The 12,572-nt window shown below is 63.9% G+C and carries 15 protein-coding genes; 3 read left to right on the top strand and 12 right to left on the bottom strand.

What is annotated here, in order from left to right; translation table 11 throughout:
• Nucleotides 1-29: 29 nt before the first annotated feature.
• From VF34_RS12115 to pdhA, 6 genes are read right to left on the bottom strand one after another with little or no spacing between them, the layout of a single operon-like run.
• Nucleotides 30-323 carry a winged helix-turn-helix transcriptional regulator gene (locus tag VF34_RS12115; RefSeq protein WP_032373305.1) on the bottom strand — a complete coding sequence of 98 codons (294 nt, stop codon included), beginning with the start codon at nt 321-323 and terminating at the stop codon, nt 30-32.
• The gene (locus tag VF34_RS12110; RefSeq protein WP_032373306.1) at nt 320-724 is read right to left on the bottom strand and encodes a VOC family protein; all 405 of its coding nucleotides are present in this window, start codon (nt 722-724) and stop codon (nt 320-322) included. Before VF34_RS12110 ends, VF34_RS12115 begins: the two co-directional genes overlap by 4 nt.
• A 53-nt stretch (nt 725-777) precedes the next feature.
• Nucleotides 778-2,145 carry a dihydrolipoyl dehydrogenase gene (lpdA, locus tag VF34_RS12105; RefSeq protein ID WP_032373307.1) on the bottom strand — a complete coding sequence of 456 codons (1,368 nt, stop codon included), beginning with the start codon at nt 2,143-2,145 and terminating at the stop codon, nt 778-780.
• Nucleotides 2,142-3,425: a dihydrolipoamide acetyltransferase family protein gene (locus VF34_RS12100; protein WP_032373308.1), complete on the bottom strand. Its 1,284-nt coding sequence runs from the start codon at nt 3,423-3,425 to the stop codon at nt 2,142-2,144. The genes lpdA and VF34_RS12100 overlap by 4 nt, the downstream gene beginning before the upstream one ends.
• Nucleotides 3,422-4,426, bottom strand: coding sequence for an alpha-ketoacid dehydrogenase subunit beta (locus VF34_RS12095; RefSeq protein ID WP_032373309.1), 1,005 nt, complete (start codon nt 4,424-4,426; stop codon nt 3,422-3,424). Before VF34_RS12095 ends, VF34_RS12100 begins: the two co-directional genes overlap by 4 nt.
• Complete coding sequence (pdhA, locus tag VF34_RS12090) at nt 4,423-5,538, bottom strand: pyruvate dehydrogenase (acetyl-transferring) E1 component subunit alpha (RefSeq protein WP_027494637.1); 1,116 nt, start codon at nt 5,536-5,538, stop codon at nt 4,423-4,425. Before pdhA ends, VF34_RS12095 begins: the two co-directional genes overlap by 4 nt.
• Nucleotides 5,539-5,696: 158 nt before the next feature.
• On the opposite strand from pdhA, the gene VF34_RS12085 reads away from it, so the two are divergent.
• Nucleotides 5,697-6,182 (top strand): Lrp/AsnC family transcriptional regulator, encoded by a 486-nt coding sequence (locus VF34_RS12085; RefSeq protein ID WP_032368670.1) that lies wholly within the window; start codon nt 5,697-5,699, stop codon nt 6,180-6,182.
• Between the two features lie 28 nt (nt 6,183-6,210).
• Here the strand turns inward: VF34_RS12085 and hppD are convergent, their stop codons facing one another.
• Nucleotides 6,211-7,416 carry a 4-hydroxyphenylpyruvate dioxygenase gene (gene hppD / locus VF34_RS12080; RefSeq protein WP_032373310.1) on the bottom strand — a complete coding sequence of 402 codons (1,206 nt, stop codon included), beginning with the start codon at nt 7,414-7,416 and terminating at the stop codon, nt 6,211-6,213.
• Between the two features lie 162 nt (nt 7,417-7,578).
• Between hppD and VF34_RS12075 the strand changes: the two genes are divergently transcribed.
• Nucleotides 7,579-8,091 carry an Lrp/AsnC family transcriptional regulator gene (locus VF34_RS12075; RefSeq protein ID WP_027494634.1) on the top strand — a complete coding sequence of 171 codons (513 nt, stop codon included), beginning with the start codon at nt 7,579-7,581 and terminating at the stop codon, nt 8,089-8,091.
• Nucleotides 8,092-8,097: 6 nt separating this feature from the next.
• On the opposite strand, the gene fahA is transcribed toward VF34_RS12075, so the two are convergent.
• From fahA to VF34_RS12055, 4 genes are all read right to left on the bottom strand, one after another.
• Entirely contained in the window at nt 8,098-9,264 is a 1,167-nt protein-coding gene (gene fahA, locus VF34_RS12070) for a fumarylacetoacetase (protein WP_032373311.1), read from the bottom strand.
• Nucleotides 9,265-9,283: 19 nt separating this feature from the next.
• A complete protein-coding gene (locus tag VF34_RS12065) occupies nt 9,284-10,102 on the bottom strand; it encodes a hypothetical protein (protein ID WP_052061288.1) in 819 nt (272 codons plus the stop codon).
• Nucleotides 10,069-11,262, bottom strand: coding sequence for a homogentisate 1,2-dioxygenase (locus VF34_RS12060; protein WP_032373312.1), 1,194 nt, complete (start codon nt 11,260-11,262; stop codon nt 10,069-10,071). The genes VF34_RS12065 and VF34_RS12060 overlap by 34 nt, the downstream gene beginning before the upstream one ends.
• 71 nt (nt 11,263-11,333) lie before the next feature.
• Nucleotides 11,334-11,861 (bottom strand): MarR family winged helix-turn-helix transcriptional regulator, encoded by a 528-nt coding sequence (locus VF34_RS12055; protein WP_032373313.1) that lies wholly within the window; start codon nt 11,859-11,861, stop codon nt 11,334-11,336.
• Nucleotides 11,862-11,954: 93 nt separating this feature from the next.
• Between VF34_RS12055 and VF34_RS12050 the strand changes: the two genes are divergently transcribed.
• Nucleotides 11,955-12,164 (top strand): hypothetical protein, encoded by a 210-nt coding sequence (locus VF34_RS12050; RefSeq protein WP_032368666.1) that lies wholly within the window; start codon nt 11,955-11,957, stop codon nt 12,162-12,164.
• On the opposite strand, the gene VF34_RS12045 is transcribed toward VF34_RS12050, so the two are convergent.
• A complete protein-coding gene (locus VF34_RS12045) occupies nt 12,136-12,534 on the bottom strand; it encodes a hypothetical protein (RefSeq protein WP_032373314.1) in 399 nt (132 codons plus the stop codon). The two genes, VF34_RS12050 and VF34_RS12045, sit on opposite strands and share 29 nt — an antisense overlap.
• Nucleotides 12,535-12,572: the final 38 nt, after the last annotated feature.

Below are 12,572 nucleotides of genomic sequence, written 5' to 3'. Positions count from 1 at the left end.
ACCGGACGATGTTCGCACTCTTCGGGAGCTCAACTAACCTGTGGTGCAGCCTCTTTGCCCCATTGCTCGAGTGCGACAATTGCGTCACGCAGGGCGAGACCTCTTTCGGTCAGCGCGTACGCCCGAGTGTTGTGCCGAAGGGGGAGACGGGTCAACACTCCTGCCGCTTCGAGTTCGCGCAGCCGGGTAGCGAGCATGTTCGTCGGCACTCCGAGGTCGCGCTGCAGATCGCCGTACCGTTGCGGTTCCTCGAGCAGTCGCTCGACAATGAGAAGTGCCCACCGGGCACCGACGACGTCGAGGGCGGCGGCGAGGTCGCTCATTCGGCCGTATCGGTGTCCGGCTTCATCCAGAACGGCGAGTAGTGGTAGCCGTCGAGGTCGTCGAACTGACGTTGATACATGAAGGCGTAGTCATCGATGTCTCCGATGCGTCCACCGGCAGCACCGGCCCGCTCGGTGAGCTCGTCGACCGCCTCGCGGCTACCGAGATCGAACGAGACCGTGACCTTCGACGGGGTGTCGGGACCGCCGATCAGCTCCTCGGTGCCACCCACGCTCGCATACATCTCGCGGCTTCCGAGCATGACGTACTGCCCCGGTGTGATGGCGAAGCACGACACGTTGTGGTCGGACATCTCGGGGTTGAGCGTCCAGCCGAGGGCTGTGTAGAAGGCGGTTGCGCGCTCGACGTTCTCGACGGGACAGGTGATGAACAGGCTCATGCCCCCATGCTTGCAAAATGCAAGTGCGGCGTCAAGGGCTGAGTTCCGCGACCTCAGCTGTGCGCATGCAACGGCCTCCCCGACAGCGCCATCATTGCCTCACCGAGTGCCTCATTCTGGGTGGGGTGCGCATGCACAAAACTGCCGACCTCTGACGGCAATGCCTCCCACGCGACCGCGAGCTGCGCCTCGCCGATCAATTCGCCGACGCGATCGCCGACGAGGTGTACCCCGACAACAGGACCGTCGTCGCGTGCCCGGATCACCTTTACTCCACCCGCGGTGGCGAGGATGCGGCTCTTGCCGTTGCCGCCGAGGTCGTAGACCACCGACGTCACCGTGCCGTACTTCTGCTCCGCAGCCTTCTCGGTGAGTCCCACCGACGCCACTTCCGGATGCGAATAGGTCACGCGCGGAACGAGATCACCGTCGATGCGTGCGGGCGAAAGACCGGCGATGTGATCGGCAACGAACATGCCGTGTTGGAAACCGCGGTGAGCCAACTGGTATCCCGCCACGATGTCGCCGACGGCATAGACGCCATCCGCGGTGGTGAGCAGGTTGTCGTCCACGGTGACGAAGCCGCGTTCGGTGGCGATGCCCTGCTCGGCCAGACCCAAGCCCTCGGTGCGGGGGCCGCGTCCGACGGACATCAGGACGACATCGGCCGAGAGGGTGTCGCCGGATGACAGTGTCACGGCGACGGCTTCTGTAGATTCGGTGACTGTCTCGACCTTGGTGCCGGTACGAATATCGATGCCGCGCTTGCGCAATGCCTTGGTGAGCTGCTTGGAAGACCATTCGTCTTCGCCGGGAACGATACGATCGAGGGCCTCGACGATGGTGACCTTGGTACCGAAAGACGCCCAGATGCTGGCGAATTCGATTCCGATGACTCCGCCGCCGAGTACGACGACAGACTCCGGGACTCGGTCGAGTGCCAAAGCGTCGTCGCTGGTGAGCACCCGAGGACCCAGCTGGATTCCGGGGATAGTGCGTGAGTAGGAACCGGTCGCGAGAACGAGCGAAGCACCGGTGATGCGTCGACCCTCGACCTCCACGGTACGAGGACCGACCACCTGGCCACGGCCGGACACGATCTCGATGCCCGGCCGCTTCAACAGCCCCTGCAGTCCTGAGTGCAGACCGGCGACCACGTGGCGCTGATAGGTCAGTGCCGCAGGCATATCCACACCGGTCAACGATGCCGTGACGCCGACATGCGCCGCACCGCGGACTGCGTCGGCCACCTCGGCGGTATGCAGCAGTGCCTTGGTGGGGATACATCCGCGGTGCAGGCACGTGCCGCCGAGCTTGTCCTCCTCGACCAATGCGACCGTCAGGCCGAGTTGCTCGGCGCGCAGGGCGCAGGAGTACCCGCCGGATCCGCCGCCGAGGATGAGAACGTCGACGTCGCTCATCGGACGGACCCCAATGCCACGACGGGATTTTCGACGAAATCGGCCACGGTGCGCAAGAACCCGCCGGCCACTCCGCCGTCGCACACGCGGTGATCGAACGCCAACGACAACTGCGCAACCTTGCGGACGGCCAATTGGCCGTCGACCACCCAGGGTCGGTCGATGATGCGTCCGATACCCAGAATTGCTGCCTCGGGATGGTTGATGATCGCGGCCGAGCCGTCGACGCCGAACACTCCGTAGTTGTTGAGCGTGAACGTTCCGCCGCTCAACCGGGCTGCGGGCAGAGAGCCGGTCCGTGCGAGTTCGGTCAGCTCGGACAATCGCTCGGCGAGTTCCTTCAGATCGGCCTTGTCCGCCTGCGGCACAACGGGAACCATCAGTCCACGATCGGTCTGCGCAGCGATGCCGAGCCCGACGTTCTCGTAGCGCAGGATCTCACCGGCTGCGGTGTCGACGGTGCTGTTGAGCTCGGGGAACTTGGCCAACGCGATCATGGTGAGTTTGGCGAGCACCGCCAACAGCGTCACCTTGGTTCCATCGATGGAGGCGTCGAGATCGCGTCGGGCCTGCAGTAGAGCCGTCGCGTCGACGTCGACCCAGACAGTGGCTTCGGGAATCTCTGCACGACTGCGAGAAAGCTTGTCGGCGATGGTCTTACGGATCCCGGTGATCGGGATGCGCGTGACGCCCTCGGCAGTGGGAACACTCGAGGCCAGTGCCCGTTCCACGTCCGCGCGGGTGATGACCCCATGGCCGCCGGCGGTGTCGACAGACGTGAGATCGAGCCCGCCCTGGAGCGCCATGCTCCGAACAATAGGGGAGAGCACCTTCGGCGCATGTGAGTGGCTCTGTTTGCTGGTCGCTCCGCAGGCTCCACTCCTATTCGTAGCCTGGGTCGAGTTTCCACTCACGTGCGGAGCTCTTTTTCGCCGACCGGTCGGCCCGTGCCCGGTGCCGTAGCCGATCAGCACATTTCCCGAGCCGGCGCGTTCCTCTTCGCGGTATCGCTCGTGGGCCGCAGGCGTATCGGCGACGGCACCGCCGGTGATGCTGATCAAGGGAGCGCCGACGGCAAGTGATGTGCCCTCGGCCGCATGGAGTTCGCCAACGACACCCTCGAAGGGGCAGGGCACCTCGACGGAGGCTTTCGCCGTCTCTACCTCGACGACGACCTGATCGATGGTGACGGTGTCGCCTGGCTTGACCTTCCACTCCACGATCTCGGCCTCGGTCAGTCCTTCGCCGAGGTCGGGCAGCAGAAATACCTGGGCACTCATACCGTGACCGCCTTGCTGAGGTCGGGTGCATCGTTCCACTGCAGTCGGTCCATCGCGTCGAGGACGCGGTCGGCGGACGGCAGGTGGAAGTGCTCGAGTTTCGGTGCAGGGTAGGGAATGTCGAGTCCGGTCACCCGCAGTACCGGCGCGTGCAGGTGGTGGAAGCAGCGCTCGGAGACCCGCGAGGCGATCTCCGCGGCGACACCGGAAAACCCCTGCGCTTCCTGAATCACGATGCAGCGTCCGGTCTTCCGTACCGAGGCCGCGACGGTCTCGTCGTCGAACGGATTGAGCGAACGCAGATCGATCACCTCGACGCTCCGGCCGTCCTCGGCCGCGAACTCTGCGGCCTGCATGGCGACCGACACTGTGGGGCCGTAGGCGAGAAGAGTGACGTCGGTACCGGTGCGGCGCACGACGGCGGTGCCGATCGGCTCGGTCTTGGCCAGCTCGATGTCGTCCTTGGAGAAGTACAGCCGCTTCGGTTCGAGGAAGATCACCGGATCGGGATCTGCGATGGCGTCCCGCATCAGCGAGTACGCGTCGGCGACGGTGGACGGGGAGACGACCTTCAGCCCCGGGGTGTGCGCGTAGTAGGCCTCGGAGGAGTCGCAGTGATGCTCGACTCCGCCGATGCCGCCGGCGAACGGAATCCGTATGACCATCGGTGCGGTGAGCGAGCCACGAGTTCTGTTGCGCAGCTTGGCCACATGCGACACGATCTGCTCGAATGCCGGGTAGGCGAAGGCATCGAACTGCATCTCGACGATGGGCTTGTAGCCCGACATCGCCATTCCGATCGCGAATCCGACGATGCCAGACTCCGCGAGCGGGGTGTCGAAGCAGCGATCGTCACCGAAATCGCGGGTCAGTCCGTCGGTGACGCGAAAGACGCCGCCGAGCGTGCCGACATCCTCGCCGAAGACAACGACCTTCTCGTCCTCGGTCAACGCGTCGCGCAGGGCGGCGTTGAGGGCTCCGGCCATGGTCATCGTGGTCATGACAGTTCTCCTGCTGCGATCTCGGCGGCGACCTGATTTCGCTGTTCGATCAGGCCGGGGGTGGGGGAGGAGTAGACGAACCGGAACAGATCCTCGGGGTCGACGTCCTGCTCGACGTTCATGCCCGCGCGAAGTGCCGCGGCATCGGCGTCGGCGGATACCGTCATCTGTTCGCGCAGCTCGTCGGTGAGCAGACCCTGGGCTTCGAGGTAGGAATCGAGGCGCGAGAGCGGATCTCGGGCCAACCACCCTTGCACCTCGTCTGCCTTGCGGTAGCGAGTGGCGTCGTCGGCGTTCGTGTGTGCGTCCATGCGGTAGGTGTGCGCCTCGACGACCACCGGTCCCTTGCCTGCTCGGACGTACTTCACGGCCTCGTCCATCACGGCCATCATCGCGATCGGGTCGTTGCCGTCGACCTGCTCGCTGCCGATGCCGTAGCCGACGCCCTTGTGCGACAACGACGGAGCTGCAGTCTGACGCGCGAGTGGAACGCTGATGGCGAATCCGTTGTTCTGCACCAGGAAAATCACCGGTGCGCGGAACACCGCGGCAAAGTTGAGGGCCTCGTGGAAGTCGCCTTCACTGGTCGCGCCGTCACCGCAGAACGCGAGGGCGATGGTGTCTCGTCCCTGCTTGGCCTCGGCGTAGGCGAAACCGGTCGCGTGCAGCAATTGTGTTGCCAGAGGTGTGCATTGGGGAGCGACCTTGTAGGCGGTGGGGTCGTATCCGCAGTGCCAGTAGCCGGCGAGCATGCCGAGCAACTCCACCTGGTCGACGCCTCGCGCCGCGAGAGCCATCGAGTCACGGTACGTCGGGAACATCCAGTCCTGCTCACCCAGGCACAGGGCTGCGGCGATCTGGCAGGCCTCCTGGCCGCGGGAGGACGGGTAGACCGCAAGCCGACCCTGTTTGGTCAATGCTGTTGCCTGCTGGTCGAATCGGCGGCCGTGGACCATCGAGCGGTACATCTCGAGCAGGCGCTCGTTCGACGGGTGTGCGTAGCGGGCGGCACTGTCCACGCCCGTTCCATCGGGTGCGAGGTACTGCACGGGACGGTCGGCAGGCATGAACTGTTGGTAGGACGTTGCCGGAACCTTCTCGACGGTCGTCATGGGGCATTCTCCTGAGATCGGCTTGTACGGTGATTCTGGCCGAATCGGTGAGGAAGAAGTCCTATGGTCGTAGGATTGCAGACATATTGCCGACATTTCAGGTACGAACTGACTATCTGTCGGATCGGCGTAGCGAACCACCAGGTAGGAGCGGACGAATGGACGACGTCTCGAGACGTGTGGAATTGGACGACACGGATCGTCGCATCCTCGCCGAGCTGACTGCCGACGGGCGGGTCTCGATGCGGGTGCTGGCCGATCGATTGAATCTCTCTCGGGCACATACCTATACACGGGTGGACAGGCTCAAGGATGCGGGTGTCATCGAACGGTTCACCGTGCAGGTGGATCACGGGGCGTCCGGGCTAGGGACCTCAGCGTTCATCGCGTTGTCGATCCGTCAGGATTCGTGGCGCAGTGTGTCCGAGGGGTTGCGGTCGATGGAATTCGTCGACCACTTCAGTTTGCTCGGAGGGGATTTCGACGTGCTGGTACTCATCAGGACTCCCGACAACGAGAGCCTGCGGCAAGTGGTGCTGGAGGGGCTGCAGTCGCTCGACGGCGTCCGGGCGACGCGCACGTGGTTGATCTTCGACGAGGACCGAGGTGGTCTGGGACGAACTGCGCCGCCCACCGAACGCTGACAGTGGGCGGCGTCGTTCGGGGTACGGGTCAGAAGTTGCCGCGAGCGTCCTGCTCACGTTCGATGGCCTCGAACAGTGCCTTGAAGTTGCCAATGCCGAAGCCGAGCGAGCCGTGGCGTTCGATCATCTCGAAGAACACCGTCGGGCGATCGACCAGCGGCTTGGTGAAGATCTGCAGTAGGTACCCGTCCTCGTCTCGGTCGACGAGAATTCCGCGCTTCTGCAACTCTTCGATCGGCACTCGGACGTTACCGATTCGGGCTCGCAGTGCGGGATCCTCGTAGTACGAATCAGGAGTGGCGAGAAATTCGACGCCCGCCGCGCGGAGCGCATCGACCGAAGACAGGATGTCGTTGGTCGCCAGCGCCAGATGCTGTGCGCCCGGGCCGCGGTAGAAATCCAGGTACTCGTCGATCTGTGAGCGCTTCTTGGCGATGGCCGGCTCGTTCAGCGGGAACTTCACTCGGTGGTTGCCGTTGGAGACGACCTTGCTCATCAAGGCCGAGTAATCGGTGGCGATATCGGCTCCGACGAATTCGGCCATGTTCGTGAAGCCCATGACGCGGTGATAGAAGTCGACCCACTCGTCCATCTTGCCGAGCTCGACATTGCCGACCACGTGATCGAGGGCCTGGAAGATGCGCTTGGGAGCGCCTTCCGGACGTTGCAACGTCGACGTGCGTGGCACATAACCGGGGAGGTAAGTGCCGGTATAGCGGGAGCGGTCGACCAACGTGTGTCGGGTGTCGCCGTAGGTCGCGATGGCCGCGGTGCGGACCGTGCCGTGCTCGTCGGACATGTCGGTCGGCTCTTGTAGTACGCGCGCGCCCTGGGCTCGCGCATGCTCGATGCATCGGTCGACATCGGGTACGGCCAGCGCGATGTCGATGACGCCGTCGCCGTGGCGCGTGTGGTGTGCCACCAGTTCGCTGTCGGGGTCGACGGCTCCCTTGATGACGAAGCGCACTGCGCCGGACTTGAGTACGTAGGCGTGGTTGTCGCGTTGGCCGGTCGTCGGGCCCGAGTAGGCAACGAGCTCCATGCCGAACGCGGACTGGAAGAAGTGTGCGGTCTGCGTCGCATTGCCGACCACCCACACGATGGCGTCCCAGCCACTGACGGGAAAGGGATCTCGCTTGTCGTCGTACTCCACGAGTCCGACGAGCTGCCGCAGCTGATCGGCGTCGAGATCGGCGAGCTTCTCGTCGTCGTTGAGGATGTTGTCGAGGCTCATGAAAGCTCCTGGTTGGTCCGAGTGAGGCACACTGTTCCGCCCAGCCCAACATCGCGGTGCAGGGGAGTCAATCGACGCCTGAATAGCTGTCCGTGCTGTGCAGATAGGGCAGGTTGTTCCGCACTTTGCTATACGATTCGTATAGCAAAGTGGAGGTGCGTCATGGAATCGACGTTGGACGAATTGGACCGGGCGATGCTCGCTGCGCTGCACGACAATTCGCGGATCGGCGTGCTCGAGCTGTCGCGAACGCTCGGTGTTGCACGTGCGACTGTGTCGGCCCGCCTGCAGCGATTGGAGGACAGCGGTGTCATCACCGGCTATCAGCCTCGAATCGGTTTGGCAGCAGCCGGTTACGGCGTGCAGGCGTTCGTCACATTGGAGATTGCCCAGGGTGCACTCGGTGACGTCGTCGCCGTCCTGGAGCAGATACCCGGAGTGTTGGAGGCATTCGCGACAACCGGCGTCGGCGATGTGTTGTGCCGGGTCGCCGCGGCGTCTCATGACGATCTGCAGCGTACGTTGATCGCGCTCAATCAATCTCGCACGATCGCGCGGTCGACCAGTGTTGTCGTACTCTCGCAATTGGTCGAGTTCCGGGCACTGCCGTTGCTCAACAGCGCCGAGTCCGATCGAACCCCCAGAGCCCCCGCATACCGACGGGCGCACGAGTGACGGGCCTCAGGCCGGAGCGATCCGGCCACGGACGTCGCCGAACCCGATACGACACCCGTTCGGCCCCGGAGCGCTGGCGGCGATGACGACCTCGTCGCCGTCTTCGAGGAAGGTCCGGGTCTCCGCGCCGAGTGACACGGGTTCCTTACCACCCCAGGTGAGTTCGATGAAGGCACCGCGCTGATTCTTCTCGGGTCCCGAGATGGTGCCCGACGCGAACAGGTCACCGGTTCGGGATGTCGCGCCGTTGCTGGTCTCGTGAGCCAGCATCTGGGCCGGCGACCAATACATCGAACTGTACGGCGGACGGGATACGCCGTGGCCGTTCCACGTGACGGACAGATCGATATCGAGTGCCCAGGAACGGGATTCGCGGAGGTGTTCGAGCGGCGCGGGCTCCTGCGCCGGTGTCGACACCCGCGCCTGATCCAACGCGAGCAAGGGGACCACCCAGGGCGAGATGGACGTCGCGAAACTCTTGCCGAGGTTCGGCCCCAGCGGCACGTACTCCCAGGCTTGGATGTCGCGAGCAGACCAGTCGTTGACGATGACGACACCGAACACGTGCTCGGAGAACTGATCCGGCGAGATGGGACCATTCGCCGGAACGCCGACGACAAAGCCCATCTCTGCCTCGATGTCCAGTCGACAAGATGGGCCGAACGTGGGTGACGCCTCGTCGGGTGCCTTGCGTTGACCGTTCGGACGCTTGACATCTGTACCGGACACGACAACCGTCCCTGCCCGGCCGTGATACGCCACGGGCAGGTGCTTCCAATTCGGTAGCAGCGGTTCGGCATCGGGACGAAAGAGTCGGCCGAGATTGGACGCGTGGTGCTCGGACGCGTAGAAGTCCACGTAGTCCGCAACTTCGAACGGCAGATGCATCGTGACATCGGAAACCGAGACGATCGCTTCCGTGGGGGTCGTGCCACTGACGATCATGGCGGTGACGGACTCGCGAACCTCGACCCACCGACTGCGGCCGCGCGCCATGAAAGCATTGAGGCTGGGCGAGGCGAGATCCGAATCGTTCAGAGCGACAAACAGATCGATTACATTGTCGCCGTAGCGGACTCCGACCCGAGCGTCCGAACCAGGAGTACTGAAAATGCCGTAAGGAAGGTTGTCGATTCCGAACTCGGAGTCGGCGGGGATGTCGATGTGCGTCATGAACGGCGCGCTCCTTGGTTCACTGAGGTGGGACGAGTCCGAGGCGGACCAGGTCGTCCAGCGGTTCGCGGATGCTGCAGGTGCCGAACGAGGCGAAGGCGCGTTGACCCTCGATCCCGGCGACGAGACCGGCGAGGACGTCGGCGTCCCGGATCGCCAGGATCTTCTCGAGCTCGCCGACGCGTGCGCCGCTGTGTGCGGCCTGCGCCGCGAGGATCACGTTGAGGAAACCGTGTTGCTCGAAACCGTTGTGGGGATCGGTGTTACGGGCGGCGTGGTGCAGACCCGCGGTGGCTTTGAAGTGGACCTCGCGCTGTGCCGCCTCGTAGATGGACCCGGCAAGCTCTCGCTCGTCCGGATACTCGTCGGCCGTGACGCCGCCGGTCCTGAATTTGGCGCGATACCCGAACTCGTCGACTGCGTCGAAGATGTCGTCTCGTCGGGAGTCTCGGGGGATTTCGACATAGATGTCGATGTCCTGAGTGATGTTGCGCAAGGCGTCGATGTTCGTGCCGTCGGGTACGGCCACTTCGACGGCAACGACCGTCACGCCGGCGGTCCGGTCGGCGGCGCGTAGGCCTGCCTCCACGCTGCCCGGACCGGCAGGTGCGGTCAACGCGACCTCCATCCGGGCGCCCAGGACGAGTTCGTGCACCCGGTCCATCGGAACGACCAACGGGCCGACGAGGTCTGCGAAAGAACTCGCCCGGTACTCGAGATGTTGTGCTGCAGCAACATCGAGTGGTGCATTGCCGGGAGGGAAGGCAGCGGCGTCGTCGCACAGGCGGTGGAAGAACTTCGGGATCATCGGTTCGGCCCCCGGCCTGCCCACGTCCACGCATACCCGGTGTCCTCGCACGCGAGCGCTCCTTCACCGAGTTCGAGGGGGCGGAAAGTATCGACCATGACGGCCAGTTCGTCGAAGAACTCGGCGCCGATACTGCGTTCGTATGCACCGGGTTGCGGACCGTGAGCATGACCGCCCGGATGCACCGAGATCGATCCCTGGCCGATTCCGGAACCCTTGCGGGCCTCGTAGTCGCCGCCGACGTAGAACATGATCTCGTCGGAGTCGACGTTGGAGTGGTAGTACGGCACCGGAATTGCGAGCGGGTGGTAGTCGACCTTGCGCGGAACGAAATTACAGATCACGAAGTTGGCCCCCTCGAATGCCTGATGCGCAGGCGGCGGTTGATGCACACGGCCGGTGATCGGTTCGTAGTCGGAGATGTTGAACGTGTACGGATACAGGCAGCCGTCCCACCCCACCACGTCGAACGGGTGTTGCGGGTAGACGTAGCGGGTTCCGACGATGCCCGTCGAACCACGGTGCTTGACAAGTACTTCGATGTCTTCGCCGTCGGCGAGTAGAGGCTCGGTGGGGCCGTGCAGATCGCGTTCGCAGTAGGGAGCGTTCTCGAGCAACTGGCCGTACTTCGACAGGAACCGCTTCGGTGGAGCGATGTGACTGTTGGCCTCGATGGCGTAGGCGCGCAGGGGGCCGTCGGGAATCCAACGGTGCGTCGTCGCACGCGGAATGAGCACGTAGTCACCCTGCTGCGCCTGGAGAGTACCGAACACCGTTTCGACGGTGGCAGAACCGGATTCGACGTAGACCATCTCGTCACCGATCGAATTGCGATACAGCGGTGAAGTTTTCGATGCGACGACGTAGGACAGTCTGACGTCGGCGTTGCCGAGAACGAGGCGTCGGCCGGTGATGACGTCGGTGTCCGCCACCGTGGATTCGGGAAACAGCTCGTGCAACTTCAGGTGCCGCGGCACGAGCGGATGGTTGGGCGTCGTCGATTGATCGGGCAGGTCCCAGACCGTGGCATCGATGATGGCCGACGGTATGTGGCGGTGGTACAGCAGAGACGAATCCGAGGAGAAGCCCTCTTCGCCCATCAGCTCCTCGTAGTAGAGGTTGCCGTCGGGAGTTCGGTGCTGGGTGTGCCGCTTCGGCGGTACCGATCCGAGCTGCCGGTAGTAGGCCACGTGCTCTCTCCTGAGTTCTGTCACCGCTTGTAGTAAAGACATTAACTACTTTGACGTGATCTACGCAACCTTCAGTTACGCCCCCGGACGTCGAACTGGCTGCGGTTGGTGATCAGTTTGGTCAACAGCATCACCAGGATTCGCTGTTCGGGTTCGGTGAGCGCGCTGGCCCATGCGTTCTCCCGTTCGTTCTGTTCGGCGAATGCCTCGACCATCTCGTCGTGCCCCAGCGCGGTCAGGGCGAGGCGCACCGAACGTCCGTCCTTCTCGTCGGGCGTGCTGGCGAGCAGGCCGCCGGAGATGAGTGTCTTGGACAGGTTCGACACGGCGGCGCGGCTCATGCCGGTCAGTTCGGCTGCTCGTCGCGGTTCGATCGGGCCGGCCAGCCACGTGACGAACATCAGCCGAAACGACGACCATGACCAGCCTCGCGGGCGATGAACCGTCGACTCGAGGTCGTACGTGACGATGTTCGACGCTCGGTTCAGTGTCAGCAGAACCTCGGTGGCCAGCTGATGCTCGAACCCGTACTCCCGGGCCAGTGTGTTGTTGGCAGTGTCGATGAACGACCAGAAATCGGGCTCGGGTGCGTCGGTCACGGATTCACTGTAGCCACGATCTCATCTGATCAACACCTTTACTACTCCCGCAGCGAGATTCGTGTCCCACCGAGGAGGGGCCATGATGGACCCATGAGCTCGAAGAACCTGTTCGGTGGCCCCCGCACCCTGCTGATCGTGGCAGCAGTGGTCATCGTGATCGCACTCGTCGCTGCCGCCGCGACCCTGATCGTCCGCGCCGTGCTCGGACCGCCCGAGGGGGAGAACAAGTTCGAGATCCAGGGCTACTCCGTCGTACAGGTCGATCCCCAGGTCAGCGACCTCGCGCTCGCCACACGCTAGCCGACTCTGCACCGACCTGCGGGTCGTGCGTCTGCTGAAAATTTCGCCCGCCGCGCGCGAATGTGCGTAGCGTCGCGGCGGGTACCTCGTGTTCGGGAACAGGCTCGCCGATCCACTCGCAGTCACGGACGAAGATCAGGTTCGACGCCACCGCGTCGGCGCTGTGATCTTCCCGCAGTGGGCCGAAAATTCGGCCGAGGAAGTACTCGCCGTGCTCGGTTCGCGTCCAGACGAAAGATCCGTCCGCGACCTGCTCGAAACGCTCGACCCGTCGTAGCGAGCGTTCGTCGTCGGCTGACATGCCGCAGAGTCCGTAGGTGAGGGCACGCTCGACGCCATTCGGCATCGGGGCGCGGTAGACATCCGGCATACAGCCGAGCCTAGGACCCGAGGGGTCTACATACCGCT

It is taken from the genome of Rhodococcus sp. PML026, from assembly GCF_000963615.1.
GTDB lineage: Bacteria > Actinomycetota > Actinomycetes > Mycobacteriales > Mycobacteriaceae > Rhodococcoides > Rhodococcoides fascians.
Note: the sequence above shows the minus strand (reverse complement) of the source record. Positions and strands in the feature narration are given on the sequence as shown.

Bases quoted from the DNA above. Each gene is read 5' to 3' on its own strand.
- VF34_RS12115 (WP_032373305.1), bottom strand. From the start codon at position 323: ATGAGCGACCTCGCCGCCGCCCTCGACGTCGTCGGTGCCCGGTGGGCA.
- VF34_RS12110 (WP_032373306.1), bottom strand. From the start codon at position 724: ATGAGCCTGTTCATCACCTGTCCCGTCGAGAACGTCGAGCGCGCAACC.
- lpdA (WP_032373307.1), bottom strand. From the start codon at position 2,145: ATGAGCGACGTCGACGTTCTCATCCTCGGCGGCGGATCCGGCGGGTAC.
- VF34_RS12100 (WP_032373308.1), bottom strand. From the start codon at position 3,425: ATGAGTGCCCAGGTATTTCTGCTGCCCGACCTCGGCGAAGGACTGACC.
- VF34_RS12095 (WP_032373309.1), bottom strand. From the start codon at position 4,426: ATGACCACGATGACCATGGCCGGAGCCCTCAACGCCGCCCTGCGCGAC.
- pdhA (WP_027494637.1), bottom strand. From the start codon at position 5,538: ATGACGACCGTCGAGAAGGTTCCGGCAACGTCCTACCAACAGTTCATG.
- VF34_RS12085 (WP_032368670.1), top strand. From the start codon at position 5,697: ATGGACGACGTCTCGAGACGTGTGGAATTGGACGACACGGATCGTCGC.
- hppD (WP_032373310.1), bottom strand. From the start codon at position 7,416: ATGAGCCTCGACAACATCCTCAACGACGACGAGAAGCTCGCCGATCTC.
- VF34_RS12075 (WP_027494634.1), top strand. From the start codon at position 7,579: ATGGAATCGACGTTGGACGAATTGGACCGGGCGATGCTCGCTGCGCTG.
- fahA (WP_032373311.1), bottom strand. From the start codon at position 9,264: ATGACGCACATCGACATCCCCGCCGACTCCGAGTTCGGAATCGACAAC.
- VF34_RS12050 (WP_032368666.1), top strand. From the start codon at position 11,955: ATGAGCTCGAAGAACCTGTTCGGTGGCCCCCGCACCCTGCTGATCGTG.
- VF34_RS12045 (WP_032373314.1), bottom strand. From the start codon at position 12,534: ATGCCGGATGTCTACCGCGCCCCGATGCCGAATGGCGTCGAGCGTGCC.